This is a genomic window from Bacillus sp. CZDM1 (assembly GCF_055502545.1).
The window spans coordinates 86,437-111,568 of the sequence record NZ_JBUESO010000008.1; the positions used below are offsets into that span (position 1 = coordinate 86,437).

The 25,132-nt window shown below is 36.9% G+C and carries 26 protein-coding genes and 1 riboswitch; of the genes, 15 read left to right on the forward strand and 11 right to left on the reverse strand.

The features are described 5' to 3' along the window. Window positions 1-50: 50 nt before the first annotated feature. Together ACY3XC_RS18450 and ACY3XC_RS18455 are read right to left on the reverse strand one after the other, a co-directional pair. Complete coding sequence (locus tag ACY3XC_RS18450) at window positions 51-428, reverse strand: MerR family transcriptional regulator (protein ID WP_218781139.1); 378 nt, start codon at window positions 426-428, stop codon at window positions 51-53. A gap of 209 nt (window positions 429-637) precedes the next feature. Continuing rightward, entirely contained in the window at window positions 638-1,771 is a 1,134-nt protein-coding gene (locus ACY3XC_RS18455; RefSeq protein WP_464869845.1) for a histidine kinase N-terminal domain-containing protein, read from the reverse strand. 120 nt (window positions 1,772-1,891) lie between these two features. Then, window positions 1,892-1,998, forward strand: a riboswitch (TPP riboswitch). Window positions 1,999-2,126: 128 nt separating this feature from the next. Here ACY3XC_RS18455 and thiT point away from each other — a divergent pair. From thiT to fumC, 12 genes are all read left to right on the forward strand, one after another. Next, entirely contained in the window at window positions 2,127-2,699 is a 573-nt protein-coding gene (gene thiT, locus ACY3XC_RS18460) for an energy-coupled thiamine transporter ThiT (protein WP_464869846.1), read from the forward strand. A gap of 136 nt (window positions 2,700-2,835) precedes the next feature. After that, window positions 2,836-3,060: a FeoA family protein gene (locus ACY3XC_RS18465; RefSeq protein WP_179158222.1), complete on the forward strand. Its 225-nt coding sequence runs from the start codon at window positions 2,836-2,838 to the stop codon at window positions 3,058-3,060. After that, window positions 3,060-5,066 (forward strand): ferrous iron transport protein B, encoded by a 2,007-nt coding sequence (gene feoB, locus ACY3XC_RS18470; RefSeq protein WP_464869847.1) that lies wholly within the window; start codon window positions 3,060-3,062, stop codon window positions 5,064-5,066. The genes ACY3XC_RS18465 and feoB overlap by 1 nt, the downstream gene beginning before the upstream one ends. 17 nt (window positions 5,067-5,083) lie before the next feature. After that, window positions 5,084-5,248, forward strand: a complete 165-nt coding sequence (locus ACY3XC_RS18475) for a FeoB-associated Cys-rich membrane protein (RefSeq protein WP_464869848.1) — start codon at window positions 5,084-5,086, stop codon at window positions 5,246-5,248. Between the two features lie 103 nt (window positions 5,249-5,351). After that, entirely contained in the window at window positions 5,352-5,807 is a 456-nt protein-coding gene (locus ACY3XC_RS18480) for a helix-turn-helix transcriptional regulator (protein WP_179158225.1), read from the forward strand. A gap of 110 nt (window positions 5,808-5,917) precedes the next feature. Beyond that, entirely contained in the window at window positions 5,918-7,948 is a 2,031-nt protein-coding gene (locus ACY3XC_RS18485) for a transglycosylase domain-containing protein (RefSeq protein ID WP_464869849.1), read from the forward strand. A 150-nt stretch (window positions 7,949-8,098) separates the two neighbouring features. Continuing rightward, window positions 8,099-8,656: an RNA polymerase sigma factor SigY gene (gene sigY / locus ACY3XC_RS18490; protein WP_464870007.1), complete on the forward strand. Its 558-nt coding sequence runs from the start codon at window positions 8,099-8,101 to the stop codon at window positions 8,654-8,656. Beyond that, entirely contained in the window at window positions 8,610-8,957 is a 348-nt protein-coding gene (locus ACY3XC_RS18495; protein WP_464869850.1) for a YxlC family protein, read from the forward strand. Before sigY ends, ACY3XC_RS18495 begins: the two co-directional genes overlap by 47 nt. Next, window positions 8,954-9,154 (forward strand): sigma-Y antisigma factor component, encoded by a 201-nt coding sequence (locus tag ACY3XC_RS18500; protein ID WP_464869851.1) that lies wholly within the window; start codon window positions 8,954-8,956, stop codon window positions 9,152-9,154. The genes ACY3XC_RS18495 and ACY3XC_RS18500 overlap by 4 nt, the downstream gene beginning before the upstream one ends. A 320-nt stretch (window positions 9,155-9,474) precedes the next feature. Further along, a complete protein-coding gene (locus ACY3XC_RS18505) occupies window positions 9,475-11,232 on the forward strand; it encodes an ABC transporter ATP-binding protein (protein ID WP_464869852.1) in 1,758 nt (585 codons plus the stop codon). Beyond that, entirely contained in the window at window positions 11,229-13,244 is a 2,016-nt protein-coding gene (locus ACY3XC_RS18510; RefSeq protein ID WP_464869853.1) for an ABC transporter ATP-binding protein, read from the forward strand. The genes ACY3XC_RS18505 and ACY3XC_RS18510 overlap by 4 nt, the downstream gene beginning before the upstream one ends. 268 nt (window positions 13,245-13,512) lie before the next feature. After that, on the forward strand, window positions 13,513-14,892 hold the full coding sequence (gene fumC / locus ACY3XC_RS18515) for a class II fumarate hydratase (protein WP_464869854.1): 1,380 nt from the start codon (window positions 13,513-13,515) through the stop codon (window positions 14,890-14,892). Window positions 14,893-14,967: 75 nt separating this feature from the next. On the opposite strand, the gene ACY3XC_RS18520 is transcribed toward fumC, so the two are convergent. Next, window positions 14,968-15,174, reverse strand: coding sequence for an alpha/beta-type small acid-soluble spore protein (locus tag ACY3XC_RS18520; RefSeq protein WP_179158232.1), 207 nt, complete (start codon window positions 15,172-15,174; stop codon window positions 14,968-14,970). A gap of 286 nt (window positions 15,175-15,460) precedes the next feature. Between ACY3XC_RS18520 and ACY3XC_RS18525 the strand changes: the two genes are divergently transcribed. Then, a complete protein-coding gene (locus ACY3XC_RS18525; RefSeq protein WP_464869855.1) occupies window positions 15,461-15,703 on the forward strand; it encodes a hypothetical protein in 243 nt (80 codons plus the stop codon). A gap of 165 nt (window positions 15,704-15,868) precedes the next feature. Here ACY3XC_RS18525 and ACY3XC_RS18530 read toward each other — a convergent pair whose 3' ends face one another. From ACY3XC_RS18530 to ACY3XC_RS18565, 8 genes are all read right to left on the reverse strand, one after another. Continuing rightward, window positions 15,869-16,978 carry an ABC transporter ATP-binding protein gene (locus ACY3XC_RS18530; RefSeq protein WP_179158234.1) on the reverse strand — a complete coding sequence of 370 codons (1,110 nt, stop codon included), beginning with the start codon at window positions 16,976-16,978 and terminating at the stop codon, window positions 15,869-15,871. 111 nt (window positions 16,979-17,089) lie between these two features. Then, window positions 17,090-17,992 carry a PucR family transcriptional regulator gene (locus ACY3XC_RS18535; RefSeq protein WP_464869856.1) on the reverse strand — a complete coding sequence of 301 codons (903 nt, stop codon included), beginning with the start codon at window positions 17,990-17,992 and terminating at the stop codon, window positions 17,090-17,092. Window positions 17,993-18,108: 116 nt separating this feature from the next. Further along, window positions 18,109-18,285: a hypothetical protein gene (locus ACY3XC_RS18540; RefSeq protein ID WP_464869857.1), complete on the reverse strand. Its 177-nt coding sequence runs from the start codon at window positions 18,283-18,285 to the stop codon at window positions 18,109-18,111. Between the two features lie 65 nt (window positions 18,286-18,350). Further along, window positions 18,351-18,560 (reverse strand): YheE family protein, encoded by a 210-nt coding sequence (locus ACY3XC_RS18545; protein ID WP_179158237.1) that lies wholly within the window; start codon window positions 18,558-18,560, stop codon window positions 18,351-18,353. A gap of 80 nt (window positions 18,561-18,640) precedes the next feature. Then, window positions 18,641-19,702 carry a YheC/YheD family endospore coat-associated protein gene (locus ACY3XC_RS18550; protein WP_464869858.1) on the reverse strand — a complete coding sequence of 354 codons (1,062 nt, stop codon included), beginning with the start codon at window positions 19,700-19,702 and terminating at the stop codon, window positions 18,641-18,643. Then, on the reverse strand, window positions 19,696-21,063 hold the full coding sequence (locus ACY3XC_RS18555) for a YheC/YheD family endospore coat-associated protein (protein ID WP_464869859.1): 1,368 nt from the start codon (window positions 21,061-21,063) through the stop codon (window positions 19,696-19,698). Before ACY3XC_RS18555 ends, ACY3XC_RS18550 begins: the two co-directional genes overlap by 7 nt. Further along, the gene (locus ACY3XC_RS18560) at window positions 21,041-22,144 is read right to left on the reverse strand and encodes a YheC/YheD family endospore coat-associated protein (protein WP_464869860.1); all 1,104 of its coding nucleotides are present in this window, start codon (window positions 22,142-22,144) and stop codon (window positions 21,041-21,043) included. Before ACY3XC_RS18560 ends, ACY3XC_RS18555 begins: the two co-directional genes overlap by 23 nt. Continuing rightward, complete coding sequence (locus ACY3XC_RS18565) at window positions 22,145-23,506, reverse strand: YheC/YheD family endospore coat-associated protein (RefSeq protein WP_464869861.1); 1,362 nt, start codon at window positions 23,504-23,506, stop codon at window positions 22,145-22,147. Between the two features lie 176 nt (window positions 23,507-23,682). Between ACY3XC_RS18565 and ACY3XC_RS18570 the strand changes: the two genes are divergently transcribed. Both ACY3XC_RS18570 and ACY3XC_RS18575 read left to right on the forward strand, forming a co-directional pair. Then, a complete protein-coding gene (locus ACY3XC_RS18570) occupies window positions 23,683-24,030 on the forward strand; it encodes a YlbF/YmcA family competence regulator (protein WP_095248519.1) in 348 nt (115 codons plus the stop codon). A 126-nt stretch (window positions 24,031-24,156) separates the two neighbouring features. Beyond that, entirely contained in the window at window positions 24,157-25,026 is an 870-nt protein-coding gene (locus tag ACY3XC_RS18575; RefSeq protein ID WP_464869862.1) for a Cof-type HAD-IIB family hydrolase, read from the forward strand. Window positions 25,027-25,132 lie beyond the last annotated feature (106 nt).

The following is a 25,132-nucleotide window of genomic DNA, read 5'->3' on the forward strand; positions in this document are numbered from 1 at the left end:
TAGCTCGTTAAATACGAGTTAAGGAGTCACCTCCTAGTAATTTAAAAAAATTAACTCGTTACATTCAAAAGGGATTTCATCAAGACTGATTTTAGCAACATTAGATTTGTTGTGAATTTCTCTTTCTGCAGGTCATCTAATTTTTCAACAACTGGGATTAGGTCAACTAAATCATTTTGTAACTGCTGCATTTGCTGTGTTACTGCATCTACATGCTTCTCCACTTCTGAATCACGAATTTTTTTTTCTTTCTTCCTATCTAGTTTTCTTTTAATCTCTTCAAGCGGATAGTGTAAATTCTTACACTCTTCAATAAACTTTAAATCCCTTAAGGAATCATCAGAATAAATTCGGTAATTAGATTTCGAACGTTCTGCGCTTAATAAACCAATTGATGTATAATAATCAATTGTTCGTTTGGAAACCATTGCAATTTCTGCTAATTCACCGATACGATAGACAGCCCCATCAAATCACCTCGGTAACTAAATTTACAAACAATTATAGTAAATTACAACTGTACAGTCAAACGTTCTAGTTAGTATATTAGTTGGTATCAACATTTTATGAAAAAAGTCTTGTCTATATGAATTGTAAAATTATAAATTTTCAAAAAATAATTAGAAATAAACGTCTCCTACATAGGAGACGCAGCAAGAGGTAATTTAAGTGTAAAAACAGTTAATTCTGGAGTTGAAATACAGGTTAAATCACCCTTATGTTTTTCAATGATTTCTTTACAAACGAAAAGCCCAAGACCAGTACCGAGTTTTTTGGTTGTAAAGAATGGCTCGAATATTGTTTTACTTAATTCTGAAGGAATCATTGGACCATTATTGGAAATGGAGAAAATAACATGTGTATGATTCTCTATATGACTTTTAATCTCAATAATTGGATTAGAGATTCTGTGATGATTTAACACGTCAATCGCATTAAATATAATATTGATGAGTACTTGCCGCATTTCATCCGCATATCCATAAAGTGTGATCTCATCGACGATTTCTTTCTTTATTTTTACTTTACCATCTAAAATACTGGGATATAAGAAATTTAAGACTTCATCAATCAATTTATTTAGATGAAACTGTTCTTTTTCTTTTCCAATTAGTTCTTTTTTAGATAGAAGTAAAAATTGCGAAATCCGGAAATTCAACTGTTCTAACTCACTGGAAATAATCTCTAAATATTTCATATTAGGATGGTCAGCCTTAAGCAGCTGAACAAACCCTTGAATCGATGTTAGAGGGTTTCGAAATTCATGAATAAAACTAGATGTCATTTGGCCAAGAAGTGTTAATCGGTCCTGATGAGTTGAATCAATAAACATTGTTTTTTCTTCAATGATTTTGTTTTTAGCTTCTGTATAGTGTGTAACCGCATAATATAGAAATTTATCAAAAGTATAATTTATCTTATTAATCGATTCCTGAAGGTCTTCCCACTGAAGACCAGCCCTGTGTAGATAACTGTAGAACACACTTCTGCCAAGATTAACATTATAAACAAAGTCACCAATATTAATATTCGCAAGAGCTCTTTCCTCAGAAATTTCAAGAGCATATTTTTTGATAATCTCTAATAGCTCTTCCTCACTCATTGTATGCATAGTTAGGATAACATTAAATAAAGCAATTCCATTTTCACGTATTTTTTCTTTATAGGGATCCCCGTTAGAAATGACAATTGACTTTTCCCACTCACGTACTAAACTTTCTTTATTCTCATCAAAAAAGGCTATTAATTCCGTTTGTACTTCAGATAACATCACAGTTTTCCTCCTAGGACATGTCAAACTGACTAGTTATTTATTATTATACCATGTATGGAAGTTTTTCCTTGTAAAAGTTCTATAAAAATAGTATATTCGTTTATGAAATCAATTAAATATTTCCACAGGGGGAGCTGCTTATGGCGGCTGAGAGTGAACGTTCGAGTTCTGACCCTACGAACCTGTTAGTTAACGCTAGCGTAGGGATGTGGTTTGCCAACTATTAAAAGCTAACAATGCAGACAATCCTAACTGTCCTGCATTGTTTTTTTGTTTTTAAGGCGCCATATTAATTCTTAGGAGTTATACCTGTCGAACGTTCTCCAATTTACAAACTATAGGGGGAACATGTATGGGAAAAAAACGAAATAACACATTATTTTTAGTTGAAGTGGCCGTGTTTTCTGCACTTGCTTATTTATTGGATCTTGTTTCGGGGCTATTGTCATTAAAGATATGGCCACAAGGAGGTTCGATTTCAATCGCGATGATTCCGATTTTCCTAATGTCATTTCGTTGGGGAATAAAAGGAGGAATCTTGTCCGGATTTTTATTGGGTTTACTTCAATTCATCCTTGGCTTTTCTCAAATTTATACCCTTCTTCAAGGAATTATTGATTATGGAATTGCTTTTTCAGTGGTTGGTTTAGCTGGAATTTTTGCTTCACAGGTGAAGACTTCTCTTAAGAATAATACAAGAAATTGGGTTACATTTGTTCTTTTAGGAACGTTTTTAGGAAGTGCCTTGCGTTATCTTGCTCATGTGTATTCGGGTATCGTATTCTTTGGTGAATATGCACCTGCTGGTCAGCCAGTTGCTGTTTATTCCTTTGTTTACAATGGAACATATATGCTTCCAAGCTTTATCGTAAGCGCAGTCCTTGTAATCCTTGTCATTAGTGCAGCACCCAAAAAAATGATATAAGTTGAAAAATAGAAAAGTCTGTGACTTTTCTATTTTTTTTCAAATTTTTGTCACAGAATGATCTGTTTTTCAATGGTAAAATGAGGTTATAAATAAAGATAATCATTCTCAATTAAAATACGATAGGGTGATAAGGATGTTCGGTTCTTTTAAAATAGGAGAAAAAGGGAAAATAATTAATATTTCAAAGGTTGGACGCCTAGTCCAAAGAAGGTTATTGGACCTTGGAATAACAGAAGGATCTGAAGTTTGTGTAAAATGTGTTATGCCTTTTGGCGGGCCAGTCATGATTGAGTCTTGTGGACAGTGTGTAGGACTCCGTCGCAAAGAAGCGTGTTTAATAGAAGTGGAGAGAGTGTAATGGAAATTGCCCTTATTGGAAACCCAAATACAGGTAAAACCTCATTGTTTAATAATCTTACAGGATCCTATGAGTATGTGGGCAACTGGAGCGGTGTTACAGTTGAAAAGAAAGTCGGGGTTTTCAAGAATCATATAGGAAAATTAATTGATTTGCCTGGAATATATTCCTTGAATCCATTATCAGAGGATGAAGGAGTCGTTACCACTTACTTTCTAGAGGAACAAGTTGATAGACTGTTAAATATTCTCGATGCTTCTCAATTAGAACGAAATTTGCATTTGACCTTGCAGCTTCTCGAATATGAGAAACCTGCCTTGATTGGTTTGAATATGATTGACGTCGCGAATAATCGCGGCATTAATATAGATACAGATAAGTTATCCCAGATTTTAGGTGTACCCGTTGTACCTGTTGTGGCAAGAAGTGGTAAAGGCTGCGACACTTTAATAGAAGTTATCTCAACAAGTACAGATCATTCAAAGGTAAAAAAACATGTTTACTATGGAAAAGCAATCGAGGACGGTATAACCAAATTAAGTATGGAGCTAATAGGAAAAACAGAGCATTCACCGAGATGGCTCGCCATACAACTATTTGAGGGGAATGAATACGTAAATCATTATCTTTCTGACCTTGTAGAACCTAGTATACTAGTATCACTTGTTTCAAATTTGGAATCAGTCGTAAAACAAGAAAAGAGTCATGTTAAATCGCTGGCAAACTATATTTATCTGAAGAGAAAAGAAGTTATAGAAAAAATAGTAGAGGCATCTGTTCAAAAGGGGAGTACCATTGTACCTTTGTCTGAAAGAATTGACGCCATCGTAACCAATCGCTATTTAGGAATGCCAATCTTCCTAATATGTATGTATTTGATGTTTATGCTGACCTTTGATTGGCTGGGTACTCCATTATCTGATATTTTGGACGGGATATTAACAGGACCAGTGACCACAGGCTTCGAAAAATTCCTTGGTGTTATTCATGCTTCAGACTTTATCCATGCATTGATTATTGAAGGACTGATTGCTGGTGTCGGCGGGGTACTGGTATTTGTTCCACAGATATTTATTCTCTTCTTTTTTATTTCCCTGTTAGAGGATTCTGGGTACATGGCTAGGGTTGCCCTCGTAATGGACCGGATTATGGAGTCTGTTGGACTAAATGGAAAGGCATTTATTCCAATGATGATTGGATTTGGCTGTAATGTTCCTGGAATTATGGCTGCAAGAACGATAGAAACACCAAGAGAGAGACTAATGACCATATTATTGACACCACTAATGTCATGCTCAGCACGCTTACCGGTTTATGCGTTATTTGTTGGAGCATTTTTTGTGGGTCATAAAGCACTAGTGGTATTAAGTCTTTATGTTCTAGGAATCGTTGTCGCGTTACTACTAGCAAAAATATTTACTAAAACATTATTAAAATCAGAAATATCTTTATTCGTTATAGAGCTGCCGCCATATCGTCTTCCTCAAGTTCAATCGCTTTGGAGAAGTACCTGGGATAAGGGCAAAGGTTTTGTTAGAAAGGCAGGAACGTTTATCTTTGCAGGCTCCGTTTTCATTTGGCTATTATCATATTCAGGCCCGAATGGATTAAAAGTGGATATGGATGACAGCTTTTTAGCTGCAATAGGTAATTTGTTTGCTCATGTTTTAGAGCCAATAGGATTTGGTACTTGGCAGGCTGCCGCATCTTTAATAACAGGATTCTTAGCAAAAGAAGCAATTATTTCAACCATGAATATTATTTACTTTGTTCCAGAAAACGCGAGTCTGCAAGGTTTATTGAGTGATTTTTACACACCGCTGGCTGCCTATAGCTTTATGGTTTTTATACTATTATATATACCATGTTTAGCCACTGCTGCAACCATTTATAAAGAAACAGGTTCAAAGAAATGGACTGCATTTTCTATCCTTTACGCACTATTTATTGCATATGTTTTGTGTTTGGTCATTTATCAAGGCGGTAAACTGTTTGGATTAGTCTAATTAGGTAGGTGTTCCGTATGATAGCAAATATAGGTAGTTTCATAATAGGCGCTGCAATTTTTGGTTATGCGGCATGGGCATTAGTGAAGTTTATTAATAAATCAAAAAAAGGAAAATGTGCAGCATGTGATCTTGAAAAGTCCTGTTCTACTCAAAGTCAATGTGGGATTCCTTCTAAATAAAACGCTAAAACTGCTATCATTTAAACGATAGCAGTTTTTTCTTTTAAAAATAAGGCAACTTGTGTAAAATTACACTAGTAGGTTTTTGAAAGAAGGTCTTAGCATGAATAGGGAAGAAATCATTATGCTAGTTTCAGATAAATTGCGATTGATTCGTACAGAAGCAGGCTATACCCAGGATAAAATGGCGGAAATCATTGGAGTGTCAAAGAAAACCCTAGTACAGGTCGAAAAAGGAAGGGTCCTTGCAGGCTGGTCTACTGTTGTTACTGTATGTGCTTTATTCAGGGAGACAGAAACGGTCCAATTTCTATTTGGAAATGAACCGCTTGAAGTTTTGGAGACTGTTGCTCGCGAAGGCATTGATTATCGGAAAATGAAAACGTTTGGAGGCCGAATTTGGTGGCGTGAGGTCTCAAGGAAAAACGGATTCATCCTTCAACAGAATATTCTTAGCAAGCATTTCCGAATATTGGATGACAAACATTATCGGGTATACAGCAGCTTTGATGAAAAACAATCAAAAATACGATTTAAAGAATTAACAAAGAACGATTAAAGAAAAGCATTCGAATTTTTTTCGAATGCTTTTTTTTGGATAATTTTACCCTTTCTTGGGAAAAAGAAAATGATGACCTTCATTTGTGCTTATATTTATAAGGAGGAACCATGAAAAAGGTAGTGAATAATTGGAAGCGATGGCATATGAACCAACTAATGGTTCTCTCGTTTTCGCTTTTAGTTTTAGGCTTTTTAGGTATCGTATATGCATATTCAATGGATGCGGATATTTCTTCACTAAGGAATGAGCTTCCCCAGGCAACTGTATTTTATGATTTGAATGGAGAGGTTGCAAGTAAAGTTTCAGCAAATAAAAATGAAGGTGTCCCTATCAATCAGGTACCTGACTCTTTGAAGAATGCCGTCATTGCCATAGAGGACCACCGATTCTACGAGCATCATGGCGTCGATTATATTGGTATTACAAGAGCACTGATAAGGGATATCAAAGCTCGTGGTATGGTAGAAGGCGGCAGTACCATTACCCAGCAATTAACGAAAAACACACTGCTTACCTCTCAAAAAACGTTAAAGAGAAAAGTAGATGAGGTATTCCTTGCCATGCAAATTGAGCGACAATACAGCAAACAGGAAATCCTTCAAATGTATTTAAATCAGATATATTTTGGTGATGGTGCTTGGGGGATAAAGCATGCAGCACGAAATTACTTTGGAAAAGATGTCAAGGATCTGTCCATTAGCGAATCGGCATTGCTGGCAGGCTTGATTAAAGCACCTTCTGCTTTAAATCCCTATCACCACTTAGAAAAAGCAACACAAAGGAGAAATCTTGTTTTAGCACAAATGAAGAAGCAAGGATATATAACGAATCAGCAGTATGAACAAGCCATGAATGAAAAAGTAATATTAAATGATAAAGGAGGAGACCCGTTCCGAGGGAAGTATCCTCACTATGTTGACCAAGTCTTTGAAGAGGCGATTAATGTATATCATTTATCACAGGATGAATTATTAACTGGCGGATATCAGATTTACACTGAGCTTGATTCTACTATGCAGAATGCTATGGAGAAAACCTATCAAAAAGATGAGTTATTCCCAAAAGGTACTGACCAAATGGTCCAAAGCGGCGGAATATTAATTGATCCCAAAACAGGTGGAATCCGAGCCATTGTAGGTGGCCGCGGAGAGCACACTTTTAGAGGATATAATCGAGCAACGGGGTTAAAGGCACAGCCAGGTTCATCCATTAAACCGCTTGCAGTCTATACTCCTGCACTCGAAAATGGCTGGAAAATAACCGATATGTTAATGGATGAACCGATGAGCTTTGGTGAGTATGAACCAAGTAATTACAATTATGAATATGCTGGGGAAGTTCCAATGTATGAAGCAGTAAAGGAGTCAAAAAATGTTTCAGCTGTCTGGTTATTGAACGAAATTGGGATTGAAAAGGGATTAGATTCGGCGGAACGTTTTGGAATACCACTAGAAAAGGGTGACCGCAATCTATCACTTGCACTTGGAGGAGTAGAAGAAGGAGTATCTCCGTTGATAATGGCTGAGGCCTATTCTGCCTTCCCGAATAATGGAGTCCGTATGAAAGCCCATGTTATTAAAAAAATTGTGGATGCAGAAGGGAATACAGTAGCTGAATGGAAGGAAAAAAAGGAAAGAGTCACTACAAAAGCTGTATCAGAGGACATAAACACAATGCTGCTTGGCGTTGTTGACCACGGGTCTGGAAAAAACGCTCAAATCCCTGGTAGAGAAATTGCTGGGAAAACAGGCTCAACGCAAGTACCAATTGAAGGAGTTAAAGGTGTCAAGGATCAATGGTTTGTAGGTTATACTCCACAATTAGTTGGAGCGGTCTGGGTTGGCTACGATAAAACAGATGAAAAACACTACTTGAAAACTACAAGCAGCGCGGGTGCAGCCATTGTATTTCGTGAAGTCATGAAGGAGGCATTAAAAGGCACGCCTTCAACCAGCTTTGATGTCCCACTCATCGATGGATTGATTCAAAAGAAGCAAGAGGAAGAAATAGAAATGAACCTAGATACAATTGAAGAGCATTTTAATAAAGGTGCAAGGAGATGGGAAGAAAAGTGGAGGAAACAAAAGGCAAAGTGGGAAAAGCGCTGGAAAAAAATTGGCCCTAATATGAATCACTAATGCGTAAGGCACGAAATTATTCGTGCCTTTTGTGTTAGAAATTTATATATTCAATAAAAATATTATAAAATATGAACGAAATTAATACTTTACCGTCTTATACATAAACAGAAAAAGAGGGATAGATGGGGGAAAGAGAGGACAAGTGTGATGGATCCGTTAATAAAAAGTGCAAAAGAAGGGGATCATCTTGCATTTGCCATGTTGTTTAAAGAAAATTATCCGTTCCTTGTAAAGTACTTAATGAAAATTACAATGAATCCAGATATTGCAGAGGAACTTGCACAAGAAACAATGGCAAAATGTATTCAAAAAATTCATCTCTATAATGGTCAAAGCAAATTTTCCACTTGGCTGATTTCCATTGCTACCAATGCTTATATTGACCAATGCAGAAAACAAAAAAGAGAAAACCAATGGAAAGGACAAGAAGAAGTTTATCGAAAGCTGAAATGGCATTTTGAAAGCCGGAATGAGGAATGGAACGATGCGCTGGAGGCATTAGGTAAATTACCTGTAGACGTTCGGGTTCCCATTGTACTGAAGCATTATTATGGTTACTCCTATGATGAAATTGGTGCATGGATGAAAATATCCTCTGGAACGGTGAAATCAAGAGTTCATAATGGAATTTTGGCGGTAAGAAGGGAGCTGAAACTAGGTGAAGAAACAGAAGGTCGTCATCCTCGACAACGAACAACAAAATAAACATGACTTGGATGCTATTCACAAAATGCAAGAAGGGTTGAGCAAGGTTGATCAATTCCCTGTCTATACTCCGGATCTCCAGTGGTTTGAAAGCATGGTACGAACTGAGAAAGAAAATAACAGAAAAAAATTAAGGAAAGAACTATCCTTATTTCTGATAATCGCCTTATTTATCTTAAGTGGAATCATTGTTTCTTTTTATCAGATGCCAGTAGTATTTATTTTCATTCAAATCATTACTCCGGTATTTATTGCATACTATACAATTTCTAGGTTTAGTGGGAAGGTGAAAAATCAATGAGTAATGATTACTCACCAACTCTTATCGTTATTGTTGCTGCTATTCTTTTACTCCAAAGTATCTATTTATTCTTAGATGCTAGGAAACGAAATCACAACTATTGGTTTTGGGGTATCGTCGGTCTCATTCAAGCTCCAATGCCAACCCTTTTTTACTTAGTATTTATTCGTAAGATATTTCGAAAAAGGGCTGATTAATAAAATAGGAAAATTCCGAAAAATGGGAATTGACATTTAAATGAACTGGTGATAATCTAACAAAGGATGAAAAAAAAGGAAATGGAGGGTTACGAAATGATTGTATTACACAGCACTTTATCAGCAACTGAATACTTGAATGTAACCTGGTCCATTATGATCTCTTTTTAATGAATCCATATTTTAATTAGATGATAATCAAAACACAGGTGGCGTTCTTTATCGTACGTAACGTGTGTTTTTTTGTCTCTTTTTTTAGTTTTGAGGCATACTGCACTTTTGCGGTATGCCTTTTTCTTTTTGCATAGGGGGGAATCAGTATGTTTTCGGTTTTAAAGAAATTAAGTTGGTTTTTTAAAGAATATTGGAAGCGTTATGTCATTGCCATTTCCTTATTAATTCTAGTTGGGATCTTAGATGTGGTGCCGCCAAAATTGATTGGAATGGCTATTGATGATATCCAGGTTGGCGAAATGAGTAATGGAAAAATAGTAAAGTATGTTGGTTATCTTTCTATCATAATGGTTTTCTCATATGGAATCACATACGTTTGGATGTATAAATTATTCGGCGGTGCCTTTCTTGTAGAAAGAAAGTTAAGATCGAGTTTTATGAAACATTTATTAAAAATGTCTCCAACCTTTTATGAGAAAAATCGAACGGGCGATTTAATGGCGAGAGCAACAAATGACCTAAAAGCAATTTCCATCACCGCAGGGTTTGGGATATTGACGCTAGTCGATTCAAGTGTCTGGATGCTTACGCTTATCATTACCATGGGGCTATTAATTAGTTGGAAGCTAACGATTGCAGCAATCCTGCCTCTTCCGATTATGGCTTACATCATGCAAATTTACGGGAAAAGAATTCATAAGCGCTTTATGGATGCACAGGATGCGTTCGGGGAGTTAAATGACCGCGTTTTGGAATCTGTTGCAGGTGTAAGAGTTATTCGTGCATATGTTCAGGAAGAAGCAGATGGGAGAAGGTTCCACCAGTTAACAGAGGATGTCTTCGAAAAAAATATCAAAGTTGCAAGGATTGACTCGTTATTTGATCCAACTGTAAAAATACTAGTCGGATTAAGCTATATGATTGGTCTTGGTTATGGTGCCTACTTAGTCTTTAATCAGGCTATTACCTTAGGTGACCTTGTTGCCTTTAATGTCTATTTAGGGATGCTAATTTGGCCGATGTTTGCGATAGGCGAATTAATTAATATCATGCAGCGAGGAAATGCATCCTTAGATCGGGTAAATGAAACTCTTTCCTTTCAAGAGACCGTAGAGAATCCTGCTCAGCCTATTAAGGTCGAAAATCCAGAGCGAATTGATTTTGAAAAGGTAACGTTTCGATACCCTTCATCTAAGGAAGATAATTTAACGAATATTTCTGTACAATTGCTTCAAGGGCAGACATTAGGTATTGTTGGAAAAACAGGAAGTGGAAAAACAACATTTATCAAACAGCTGTTAAGACAATATCCGCTTGGAAGTGGTGAACTATCCATCTCAGGTGTTCACCTTAAAGAGCAGACACTGAATCAAGTTCGTAAATGGATTGGTTATGTGCCTCAGGACCATGTCCTTTTTTCAAAAAGTGTAAAAGAAAATATTCTTTTTGGGAACAGTGAAGCAACTGAAGAAGAATTGGAGAAAGCCATCGACTTATCTGCACTAAGAAAGGATTTAGAATTGCTCCCGGAAGGGTTAGAAACTCTTGTGGGTGAAAAAGGAGTCGCACTTTCTGGCGGTCAAAAGCAAAGAATTTCAATCGCACGTGCGCTAATAAGAAATCCTGAAATTCTTATTCTTGATGATTCCTTGTCTGCAGTTGATGCAAAAACAGAAAAGAGAATCATTGACAATATTCGTGAAATAAGAAATGACAAAACAACTATTATCACCACTCACAGAATGTCAGCCGTTCAATATGCAGACCAAATCCTTGTTCTTGATGAAGGCCGGATCATTGAAGAAGGGACCCATGAACAGCTGCTTGCTGCTGATGGCTGGTATAAAGAACAATATTTACGACAACAAGTTGAAAATAATCTTGAAGAGGAGGTGACGGCATGAGTACAGGCCGGCGATTAACCCAGTATGCCTTAAATTATAAAAAAATCATTATTGCTGCATTATTCATGCTGAGCATTTCTGTAGCTACTGATTTGGCAGGGCCATTCATTGCAAAAAATATTATCGATGAACACATTTTAGGCATCGAGTCCATTTGGTATGAAACAACAAAAGGAAAAAACACAGCTGAATATAACGAGCAATTTTATAAGAAAGAAAAGAATTTCTCCAATGGTGAAGAACAGGGGAAAGAAATTAGAATTTTGCAGGTTGGAGCAAAGTTTGTCATGGTGGAAGATAAGCTTGAATTCGATGGGAAAAGAACATTTGAAAATGGGGTCATAACCCTTCAAAAAGGAACAGAGAAGGTTGAATATGACGCAAAGGAACTTACCACTAGGGAGTTAATGGCGTTCTATCAACTTGAAATTCCAGGGATTATGAAACTGCTGATTATATATTTCTGTCTTTTAGTGATATCTGCTATTTTTCAGTATGGACAACGGTTTCTGCTGCAGAAGTCAGCAAATCGAATCATACAAAAAATGCGGGAGGATGTATACGGCCAAATCCAACGGCTTCCAATTCAATACTTTGATAACCTTCCAGCAGGAAAAGTGGTTGCAAGGGTTACCAATGATACTGAAGCAATACGCGAATTATATGTGACTGTATTAGCCCAATTTTTCACCAGTGCTATATATATCACAGGAATATATGCGGCACTATTTATCTTAGATGTGAAGCTGGCAGCCATTTGTTTATTACTTTTGCCAATCCTTTATGGGTGGATGTTATTATATCGAAAGTTTGCTTCAAAATATAATCATGTTATTCGTTCTCGAATAAGTGATATCAATGCCACTATTAATGAATCGATTGGCGGTATGAGTATTATTCAAGCCTTTCGAAGGGAAAAAGAGACAGAATTGGAATTCGAAAAGCTTAATACTGAACATTTTACGTATCAAAATAAATTATTAAGCTTGAATGCTTTAACTTCACACAATTTAGTGGGGGTACTTAGAAATCTCGTTTTTGTTGCATTCATTTGGTACTTTGGGGGTCAGTCGTTGAATCCTTCTTCTGTCATTTCTCTCGGTGTGCTTTATGCTTTTGTTGATTACATTAATCGTCTTTTTCAGCCCGTACAGGGGATTGTCAATCAATTAGCCAATTTGGAGTCAGCGCTCGTTGCAGGTGAAAGAGTGTTTAAGCTTATGGATGAACAGGGAGAGAATGTAAGTACTGAACGAATCGAAAGATTTCAAGGCAATGTAGAATTTGATCATGTGTACTTTGGATACAAAGAGGGTGAATATGTACTTAAAGATATTCACTTTGAAGCTAAACAGGGTCAGACGGTTGCGCTTGTTGGACACACTGGTTCAGGAAAAAGCTCGATTATGAATCTGCTTTTCCGTTTCTATGATTGTCAAAAAGGGAAGATTCTAATTGATGGTAAGGATATTGTCAGTATAGCTCGCCAAACGATTCGAAATCATATGGGGATAGTGTTACAGGACCCATACTTGTTTACTGGCACGATTGCCTCAAATGTAAGTCTTAATGAGCCATCCATAACAAGAGAAATGGTGGAAAAGGCTTTAAAGGATGTTGGGGCAGACCAAGTCTTTAAAAACTTGGAAAATGGATACGATGAACCTGTGATCGAAAAAGGAAGCACCCTATCAAGCGGACAGCGCCAGTTAATCTCCTTTGCCAGAGCGCTTGCATTTAACCCGGCAATCTTAATTCTTGATGAAGCTACATCGAGTATTGATACCGAAACAGAGGCCATTATTCAAGAGGCGATGGATGTCTTGAAAAAAGGAAGAACCACCTTTATTATTGCGCACAGATTATCCACCATTCGCAACGCTGACCTAATTCTGGTTCTAGACCGCGGAAAGATTGTCGAACACGGCACACATGAAGAATTGATGTTAGTAAACGGAAAGTATTATCAATTGTATGAACTTCAAAAAGGCAGCGCTGAGTTGGCTGGGTAAAGATTCACGTAAATTTCACATTTATACCGATAACCTGTTATTTTTATCACATGTAAACTCCCTTTATTATGATAACTTAAATGTGTTTAAGCTTTTCTATAAAAAAGGGGTGGATTAGATGGCAGATTATTCAATTGTTAATGTTATTGGCAGTCTCTTAATTCTTTCGTATTTTATCGGATATATCGTTGTTAAAAATTAAACTGCAGACAAATGTCTGTAGTTTTTTTCTATTTATTGGGTATATATGATAGTGAGGTGATCATTTATGGAAAACTTTAGAATAGAAAGAGATACACTTGGTGAGGTTCAGGTTCCGGCTAATAAATTTTGGGGTGCACAAACACAGAGGAGCTTGAACAACTTCGATATAGGTACCGAAAAAATGCCGATTGAAGTAGTTTATGCGTTAACCTTAATTAAAAAAGCTGGTGCAATTGTCAATCATCAATTAGGAAAATTAACTGAAAGTAAAATGAAGGCAATTGCTGCTGCCTGCGACCCAATCCTTGCCGGGAAATATAACAGCCATTTTCCACTTGCAGTCTGGCAAACCGGAAGCGGCACCCAAACCAATATGAATGTGAATGAGGTCATAGCAAATCGAGCTAATGATTTATTAATGAGTCAAGGAAGTAAAGAACGGATTCATCCAAATGATGACGTCAATATGTCGCAGAGTTCGAATGATACATTTCCGACGGCCATGCATATTGCTGCCTACATAAAATTAACGGAGAATTTGCTTCCCGTAATTGGGGAGCTAAAGGCTACCTTAATAAAAAAGGAAAAGGCATTTAGAAATGTGGTGAAGATTGGCCGAACTCATTTGCAGGATGCTACGCCATTGACTTTTGGTCAAGAAATAAGCGGCTGGAGAGTTATGCTTGAAAAGGCTGAAAAGATGGCTGCCGATTCAAGCAGGTATTTACTGAACCTTGCTATTGGCGGAACTGCAGTTGGCACGGGAATAAACGCTCATCCTGAATTTGGGGAGAAAATGGCGGAACAGCTCTCAACATTGACGGGTTACTCCTTTCAGACTTCGTCGAATAAATTTCATGCGTTAACGAGTCATGATGAAATCGTCTTTGTGCACGGTGCCCTAAAGGCACTAGCAGCAGATTTAATGAAAATTGCCAATGATGTCAGGTGGCTGGCAAGCGGGCCTCGCAGCGGGATAGGAGAGTTAACGATACCGGCAAATGAGCCTGGAAGCTCCATTATGCCCGGTAAGGTAAATCCTACCCAAAGCGAAGCGTTAACGATGGTCGCCTGCCAGGTTTTTGGGAATGATGCCACCATCGGGTTTTCTGCAAGCCAGGGGAATTTTGAATTAAATGTTTTTAAGCCTGTCATTATTTACAATCTCATTCAATCGATCGCTCTTTTAACGGACAGCATCCGTTCCTTTAATGAAAAATGTGCGATTGGTATTGAAGTTAACGAAGAAGTGGTCAAAAAGCATGTAGAGCGATCATTAATGCTGGTTACAGCGTTAAATCCTTATATTGGTTATGAAAAAGCCGCCGAGATTGCCAAGCTAGCCTATAAGGAAAATAGCACGTTAAGAGAAGCGGCTGTCAAAACAGGATATGTTTCCCCACAGCAATTTGATGAGTGGGTTAAACCAGAGAATATGTTCTAGATCATTGAAAGCCCCCTCCGTAATGGAGGGGGCTTAAGCCATGTTATTTATTTGTTGTACTGTGCTTTTTGAAAATTAGCGTTGGAATCCGCCGCCAAGTTGTGATTCTGCCATTGCAACTAGACGCTTAGTGATTTCTCCACCGACAGAACCATTTGCACGTGAAGTAGTGTCTCCACCAAGTTGTACACCAAATTCTGTTGCAATTTCATACTTCATTTGTTGAAGTGCTTGCTCCACTCCAGGTACTAAAAGTTGATTAGAGTTGTTGTTACTAGCCATAGTTGAATAACACTCCTCTTAATAATTTTGGGGTCAGTATGGAATTGAACCATATGGTTAAGATTAACCATTGCCACCTTGGCCTAACCCATCTTAAAAGTTATTAGATGTTGGAGATGCTTCATACTTTCTTTTGTGTTGCTGGGTTGTTGCTTGCTTTGTAATATTATTATGATTAAAAATGGACAACTTATTCACTAGATTTTACTGGTAATTTATTCCGTTACATAGTGCCGAAATAGTAACGCAAACTAAGCGTATACAATAACTTAGAGGGTGAATGGGAATGTCGATATGCCCAATTTGCAATGGTTTGCGTGAAGTATCTCTATTATGCACACATTGCGGCGAACAAATGTTAGAAAGAGGAAGGTTAATGGATTTCTATGATGATTACAGTCCGTATATGGAAATTGATTTAATGAAGATGGAAGACGGTTATCCGGACAGTAACTCAGGGGGAAAATGCCCTCACTTATATCAATGTCCATCCTGTCAAATGGATGAAGTGATCTTTATTAAAGAATAAATGCAAAAGGTCCCGAAAATTCGGGACCTTTTGGTTCTTTTCTATTGTCTAGCTACAGCGCCTAGAGGCTCGGGGTCATAAGCCAATCCGTCAAGAAAGTGAAGGGCAACCTTCTCGCCGGCTCGTCTTATGCCTGTCGCCTCTGTGCAAGGCGCTTCCGCTTTTCTACTCGTTTGCCACGCGGATGCGGGACTCTGTTTCAGCGTCAAAGAAATGACCTTTGTTTAAATCAAAAGCTAGATCAAGTGAATCTCCTGGGTGAATGTCAGCTCTTGAATCAAGGCGGGCCACGAAGTCCTGACCATCAATACTAGAGTAAACCATTAATTCTGCACCAGTTAACTCAGCTACATCCACATTAGTTGTAATTTTTGTACCAGCAGATGCTTCGATAAATACTGGCTCATCATGGATATCTTCTGGACGAACACCAAGGATGATTTCTTTTCCTACATATCCCTGCTCACGAAGAACTTTCATCTTACCTTCTGGAACGGCGATAGAAGTTTTGCCAGCTACAAACTTGCCATCTTCAAGTTTACCATTGAAGAAGTTCATTGCAGGTGAACCGATAAATCCGCCAACAAAAACGTTTTCAGGCTTTTCATATACTTCTTTTGGTGTTCCCACTTGTTGAATAAGACCATCCTTCATAACTACAAGTCTTGAAGCCATTGTCATTGCTTCTGTTTGGTCATGTGTTACATAAATAGTCGTTGTGTTTAAACGACGGTGAAGCTTAGCGATTTCAGCACGCATCGCTACACGAAGTTTTGCATCAAGGTTTGAAAGTGGCTCGTCCATTAAGAATACCTTTGCGTCACGGACAATTGCACGTCCTAGTGCAACACGCTGACGTTGACCACCGGATAATGCCTTCGGCTTTCTCTTTAAATAAGCTTCTAATCCAAGAATTTTTGCTGCTTCATTTACACGACGATCAATTTCATCCTTCGGAAACTTACGAAGTTTTAAACCGAAAGCCATATTATCATATACCGTCATATGCGGATATAGGGCATAGTTTTGGAATACCATCGCGATATCACGATCTTTAGGAGCTACATCATTCACTCTTTTTCCATCAATATAAAAGTCACCTTTTGAAATTTCTTCAAGACCAGCAACCATACGTAAAGTTGTTGATTTTCCGCAGCCAGAAGGACCGACAAAGACGATAAACTCCTTATCTTGAATATGTAGATTAAAGTCTGTAACCGCTGTAACCTTATTATCGTAAATTTTATAAATATGATCTAATTTTAATTCAGCCATTGTGTAAACCCTCCCTGTTTTGATTAATTTCAGTTTACATGAAAAGGGTTACAAACAATATGGACACAATGCACAAAGTTCCTAAAATGAATTTTGTGCACTGTGTCCTATTTATTTTTGTTCAAATAGTAAACATGCTAAAAAGACGGTAAAGGCTCCATAAAAGTCTTTTAATTGTACTCCAGTCTTATCAATAAATTTATCAAGTCGGTATTGGAGTGTATTACGATGAATAAATAATTTTTTAGCCGTTAAGCTGGCATTTAAATTATTTTCTAAGAATACTTTTATGGTTGTATATAATTCGGGATCCTCTAAGAATACCGAAGAAAGTTCCTTATTAACTTTATCTTTAATGTCATTAGGCAAATTAAATGCAACAAAAGCTGGAAATATCTTTTCAAAGGAAATAACATTTGTGCTTGTTAGATTTTTCTTAGCAAATTCAAAATACTCCTTTTCTTGTTGAAAATGGCTTCGCAATTGATTGGAAGCAGGGTAGAGCCTGCCAATATAAAAGGAAACTTTTACATAAAAGTCACTTTCTAATGTATCAGCTATGGAAGATAACTCACTTTCGATAAGAGAAAATTGTCTTCTTTCTTCGATGACAATCCCATTATGGTCATCTTCCCAAATAATTTGTACTTCATCAGAAAAAAAACCTTTAATGGCTGACTCGATTTCTGTTGGGTCAACGCCATGACCTTTGATATAGAACTGGATGAAGCGAAAATTACTTTCACTACTTAGATTAGGGATTGATCCATCTAATAGCAAAAAATCATGCCATTTTCTAGAAAGTGAGCTCAGCGGCATGGAAGAAGACATTTTAACTTGTTCATACAGAACGTTTAGAAGGTTTAGTTCGTTTTCTGTTAAATTTGTTTTCGGAATGGAAAGCCAGTTCTTTTCAGATTGGTCATAAAATATGTAATATTGGTCAGAAGTGTATGTTGGCTGCACAGAAGACAGTACGGAATTTTTGTATAAGGACATGATTTTTTTTAGCAAGATCAACTTCTCCAAACTGATATTTTTAGAATAATACACTAATTATAGCATTAATTTAGCAATCAGATAAAAAGGCTAACTCGTGATCATTTCAACGAGTTAGCCTTTTTTAATTATTATGTTGATTGTAAAGGAGGTTCTTCTTCGGTAAGGTTACGTGCTTCTTCAATATTGGCAGTATCATGACGAGAATGGACGGAACCTCCTGACAATCCTTCGTTAATTATTCTGTCAATATCAAGGTAAACCTTGTCTTTTCCTTCATACTGCAAGTCTTTTTTTCCTTCTTTCACAGCAATCATTTCCTTTCCTAGTTTTTCTTTAGTTTACGGAAAGGGTATTTTTTCATTCATAATCATTATTCATATACATGGAAGAGCATTAACTCGTGGATTTGGCTGGTTAGTGCGTCAATGTCATCCTGTTCGGGAGTATTGGCTGACCATTCAATTTTTCCGGTTTGATGATAGATACCAGAATATCTTTGTTTTTTATAGTAAAAGGAAAAATTCCAACCAGGAATATTTTTATTTTCAAATAGGGGCTTAAATTGAAAATGTGTCAACATTATTATCCATCTCCCTTAATTAACTAGTGGTTACTTCTAGCTTAAGGGAAATAATAAATACATTCCAGTACATTTTTCAGTTAGTTGTTATGAACCGTAAGCTGTAGGAATAACTGACAGAGGTGTTCAATTTTTTTTGTTTCTATTTCACTCTCATCAAAACTCATTGGTTTTGAGTTGACTTCGTAAATATAATAGTGTCCAGTCTCACTTATACCAGCATCTATGGAAAATTCACCAAAAAAGCCAAACTTCTGTGAAAGTGCAATCCCAATTTGTTCAACAACACTTTCAATAAAAAAGTCGAGCTCCTTCGTTTTGAATAGAGTATATGGTAAAAGCTTTCCTCCTGATGGAATATGAGTGGTTATATCCTGCTTTTGCGATTGTCTTATTCCAACACCTGTAACAATATATTTGTCATTTTCAGCATGAGCAAGAATTCGTAAATCGAACCGTTTCCCATCATACGTTTTAGACTGTATTTCCTCTTGAGCCAAGTAATTTTTCTCCCTAAGTATGTTTTCCCACTCGTTCCAAAAATGATCAAAAGTAATGAATTCCTCGCTCTTTCTTATTCCATTTAACATAAGCTTTTTCTCTGTAGCTAGTTCTAATCTAAAAATGCCATTTCCCCTTGCAGATTGAGAAGGTTTTAAGTAAATGGTTTGGTATTGAGACAAAAATGCAGAAAGTTTTTGTTTTTGAAAAGCCGGGATGGTAGCAGGCATATAAGATTGAAGAATGGTGTGTTCTTTAAAGAGTTGATATAGTTCATATTTATCAATAAAGCCAGGATTAAAAAAAGGGATATTTTTATCATTTAAGTGAGAAAAAAACGCACTATTTTTTATTTCTTCTTCTGACTTTCGAAAGGGTATACGGTTGTATACAAGGTCCGGGTAGGGGGAATTAATCCTTTTCCATTCATTCTTCTCTGGGATAAATATGAACCCATCTATTGAATCATCTTGAACCCCGTCAAGTGTAAAGATAAAGCTTATTCCATTAAGTGAAATAAGCTTCTTTTGCAGCTCAATAAATAGGGATCCATTCCCGCCAATTGTTCCGTCCTTTTTCTTTGCAGTCAAAATTCCAATGACAGGCTGCATTCTTTTGCTCCATGGATTGATGACTACCATTTGAAATCGTCCTCAGGGTGCAAAATGGTTTGTTCCGTTAAAAAAACCGCAAAAGCTAGTGATAGCTTACACGTGAGTTTATCGAAATCCTTTAGTTCCGGGTGACTGAAAATAGATCTGCCTGGCTTGGAGTTTGCTTCAAATAACCAGACATCACCATGTTTATCAATACCTAAATCAAATCCAATTTCGCCAATAATTCCTTCCATGTTGTTTGAGAGGCTGTTACTTAATAACAGAGCAGCATGAACCAGCTTTTCTGTATAAAGTTGACTTTCTTCCTGCTGAAAAAGTTCTAACACTGTTTTGACTTCTCCCCCGCTTCGGGCATGTGTAGTTACGCTGCCTCGGCCTGCTAATTTTGCAGCTAATGCTGTAACATGCCATACACCAGCATCATCTTTATTACTGTGTATGCGAAAATCAATCGGGCGCTGTTCTTGCCTGAGGAGGTGTATTCCTTGCTGAACAAGCATCTTTTCTAAATTACGATTAGCAAAAACAGTTTGAAACAAGCCCTCTAAGGAAGTGAATTTTCGCAGAAGGTTCACACCATCACGATCTTGATAGCGGCAATAATATTCATCTTGGATTTTATCGTAGAGAATTTGATGGACACCTAAACCTAAACTGCCATTTATTGGTTTAAGATAGACATGACCATATTTAGAGAGCATGTCTTCAATCAATGAAAAGGATGTAAAAGGATGGGTTTCTGGAAGATAGACGGCCGCAGATTTGTCCTGCTGCAACCTTTCATAAATATCTAACTTACTAAAAAATCCTGGGTTATACCAAGGAATCAGATAGTCCTTTTGTAGTGTTTCCTTCACCTTAACTAGTTTGGGATTTCTTTCACTTTTCCGATTCGGAATCCGATCATAAATAACATGAGGAAAGGGAACCTCTATATTCTGCCAATAGCTATCATGGTAAAAATAACCACTAATCGTACCGACTTCCCAGTTAATATGCTGTTCTCCAAAAACAAATGGTATAGCTCCAACATTGGTTTTTACCGATAACAATTTGGAGAAAAAGTTGGTTCTCTCACCAATTGGACGGTGAGGGAATGGGGTGAAGCCTGCTGTAAATATTCCAACAAGCGGTCCAATATGGAGAACTTGATGTTGAACAAATACATGCATTTTTATAGAAAAGTCTGGAAAAAGTAAGAGCTTTTGAATCTCTTTGCTTATCACAATATGATTATTTTTCTTAGGATGAGGTCTTAAGTCAGCTTCAATTGCTTTAGACCCAAAGGCAATTTTTTTTAACACATTATCTTTTAAGAGCTCTTGAGGACAGTAAACAACTAAATGGCTGTTATCAGCAATCTCAATGGTATAACGATTTCTCATCGTAGCTCTTCCTTTCTTTACGAACAGACTGAGTAAGGTGTTTCCCATAAAGAAGAGGGGCTAGGAATAAGGTTTCTGCTAAATCTGGCTGTGTTTGTAAGATTACCTTTCTCCCTGGCTTTGAATTTATATCGAGAATCCAAAGGGCACCATCCTTTGCCATTCCAATATCAATGCCAATTTCAAATAACGGAAGAATTTCACTTTCGAGAATATGTGGGAGGTTTTTGGTAATAAAATTTAATTCTGATAAAATATAATCTTTGCTGGCTAAAGCGAGGGAAGAGGACCAGTCAGTAAAGTCAACGCTTGAGCCTCCTGCACTTAAGTTTGAAAGAATACCTCCAGTATTTCCTTGACGAATAGCCTTTCCACGTTCAACCCATAACCCTTGTTCATCTTTTTGAAGTAAAATTCGAATATCAAATGGCTGTGAAGCAGCATTGGATAATTCAAGATAGGGCTGCAGAAGGTATGGACGGAAGTTTAGTAAGGGTTGGAGCCATTGAAATAACTTTTTCTCATTAGGAAAGATCCTCGAGATAATTTTCTTATTTTTTTCGGTTTTGACATGGATGGTTTTATCGTTTTTCTTTAAATAATAGATACCATATCCTTGAGAACCATTTATTGGTTTAATAATGACTTTTTTCTGTTTTCGTAAAGCATTTCCTACTTGTGAGCAATCTTTAATAGGTTGTGAGTAAGGTAAATAAGGAACTAATCGAGAATTACGTAAGGTATCATATAATTCTAGTTTATTTGGAAGCCCAAATCCTAAAAAAGTAATATCCTCTCTACTTTTTAGCCAAGAAACAATGGGGATACATTGCTTAGAATGTTCGTCATCGCCGTAAAAACAACGGTCATAGATGATGGAAGGGATGATAAATTCATCTTCTACCCAGCATTGTTTTACTGTATCAAACCGTCTCCCTAGAACCTGTGTGGTACGAGGATTAATATTAGAAGGAAGAAAGTGGTAACATTCCATTCCGCAAGAATGACCGCGGGCAGCAATTTCATGAAGATAGGCTGCTTCACTTTCTAAATTTAAGGTCATAATTCCAAAGGTAATCATCTATGAATCCTCCATTTCTGAGGTTGTATCTAATGCTAACTTGGTGCAAAACTGAATAATTGCTTTGGCAGATGGTCTTATTTTCATTTGACCATCTTCAAAGTTTTTAGATGGCTTTGAATTGACTTCAATTAGCCAGGGGTTACCTTCTTGGTCAATTCCAATATCGATTCCGAGTTCTCCAGTAATTCCGGTTGACTTCCTTTCAATAATCATTGCAGTTTCAATGGCTAAATCTTTCACTTGTGCGATAAGACGCTTTGCATCATTTAAACTCATACTATCTTTTAATGCATTTATGGGAGTCATTATTTCTCCGCCTCTGGCAATATTGGAAACAAACTCATCCTCTGCTGATATTCTGGCCACCAACGAGGTAGCTTTCCAGTTGTTTCGTTGATTTTTATGACACAATACTCTAAAGTCCATCCCTCTATTTTGATAGGTAAGGAGGGGAATTCCTTGCTGGATAATATAGATTCTATTGTTCAATAATGGTTTAATATGCTGATATATCTCTTCAAAGGACATTAGGACTTGCTTATTTGCTGGGTGCAATTTAACAGAGGAGTCCAATATCAAGTTGGTATTCTCTTTTTTTAGTTTGAATATGTTTCTCCCTTGACTTCCATGTACAGGTTTAATAAAAACAGTCTCATATTTGTTTGCAAATGCGGCTAAATGATCCTTAGTAAACAAATTTGTCTCAGGTATATAGGAATGAAGTTGATTTTCATGGATTAAGTGCTCGTGAACCTCCCATTTTGAAAGAAAGCGATCATTAAAAATAGGAATACTTAACTCAGTAAGTCTTTGACGAAATAAATGGTATTCCTTGCCAAATTCAATTTTACGAGCATGGATACGATTATAAATGACATCAGGAAGAGGGAGTTCTGCAGATTTCCATTTCCCGTCTTCAAAATAATAACCTTGAACAGAAAATTCTGGATATGAAAATATATATAAGAAACCGCCATTCTCCGTTAAACCATGATGAAGTTCTTCACAAAAACTATGGATTGAGCGAAAATAGGGTTCTTCATTTCCATTATTCTTAAAGTCTGTTACCAGACCAATGACTGGGCCCAAGAAAAGTGAATGGCTATCTTCCTTATAAATGGAATGAAATTTATAACATTGAATGGGTAAACAAAAAAGTTGAAATAGATTTTCAGGGAAATGAATCTCGTTAGGAGACATTTCAACCATACTTATTTTTACTTTCACCATTTTCTTTCCAACAGAGATCTTGATTTCATTTGTTTCAAGCTGTAACTGTATAAAAAGTTTTGAGGACATCTGTACAAAATGATCTGTCCTGTTAACTGATTTCATCGGAACAATTGTGATTAGGGGCATAGTCACTCCTCATTTATCGGCGAATATGTGTTTAAATAGGCATTCTTTGATATGGTATCGTATGTTAACGCCCAATAGTTGGTGATACATAATTGTGGCGTAGTTGAACATCCTCGCATTTACAAACATAGTTTGTTATAGTTATTAAGATTATTTTCTTAAGAGGAGTGGAATCAATGTCCGTTAATTTATACGATGCAGCTTATGCCTTAGAAAAAGCGATTCGTCAAAGTGATGAATATAAACACTTACAGCAAATGTATAATGAAGTCAATGCTGATCCAACAGCAAAAAATATGTTTGATAACTTTCGCCAAATTCAAATGAATTTACAACAAAAACAAATGATGGGTCAGGAAATATCCGAACAAGAGGTCCAGCATGCGCAATCAACGGTAGCTCTTGTCCAGCAAAATGAAAAAATATCTCGACTTATGCAGGCAGAACAGCGGATGAGCATGATTATTGGTGAGTTAAACCAAGTTATTATGAAGCCGCTAGAAGAGCTTTACGGAAATTTATAATAAGATTTAAACGCTTCCGATTTTTTCGGAAGTTTTTTCTTTTCTAATCAGCCCTTGTTCTATCTTTCGGTGAAAAATCATAAAAGTGTTATAAGGGTAACTTCACCAAGAACAGGGGGCAGCATAATGATTTATCGTTTGCTTGCATTAAATATTGATGGAACTCTCTTACAGAGTAATGGAAAAATCCATAAGTCAACGAAGGAAGCCATTGAGTATGTTCAGCAAAAGGGAATTTATGTAACGCTTATGACATCACGGAGTTTTCCCTCAGCCAAGAAGGTGGCAAGGGCATTAAAAATAAAGAACCCGCTAATCACTCATCAAGGTGCCTATATTGCAAACATTCAAGATAAACAAAATCTTGTCCAAAGAATACACGAAAATATCACGTATGATACAGTCCGTTTCCTCGAGGGGATGCCTTGTCAAATTAGATTGGTTCATGAACAATATTCGTTAGCAAATAGGTTGAAGTTAAACACCAATTTGTTAGCTAAAACTGTATTTACATCAGGAGATCCAGTATTTTATTCACAGCAATTTGTTTCGTCACTTAGTGAATACTTGCATGATCAACCGGTTACTCCACCGAAAATAGAGGTTTATTTTGAAGAGGAAAGTGATCTTCAGGATGCAAAAAAGGCAATCGAAAAGATGTTTACAGAAATTGAGACGATACAGCTTGACGCTTTGCGATTAGATATTGTCCCAGCAGGTGTCTCAAAGTTAAAGGGGCTTGCGTATCTTGGCAGCCACCTTGGGATTCAGTTAAAGGAAATGGTTGTCATTGGAGAAGGATTAGATGATATTCCAGCTATTGAGGCTGCTGGATTAGGTGTGGCCATGTGGAATGCCGCATTTGATGTAAAAAGAGCAGCTGACTGGGTAACCAGATCGAAAAATGAGCACGGCGTTGCCTATATGGTTAAGGAACACTTTAGAAAGCAGCAGCCAATTGAGTTTTTAAGGAAAATGAATATTATTAAAAAGTAATAAAAGAGACATCATCATATACGATGATGTCTCTTTATCTTTGTCAATGCTTTCCATTATATTGACCTTATATTCTTGATTCTGTAAACTTAAAGAAGTTTTTCTA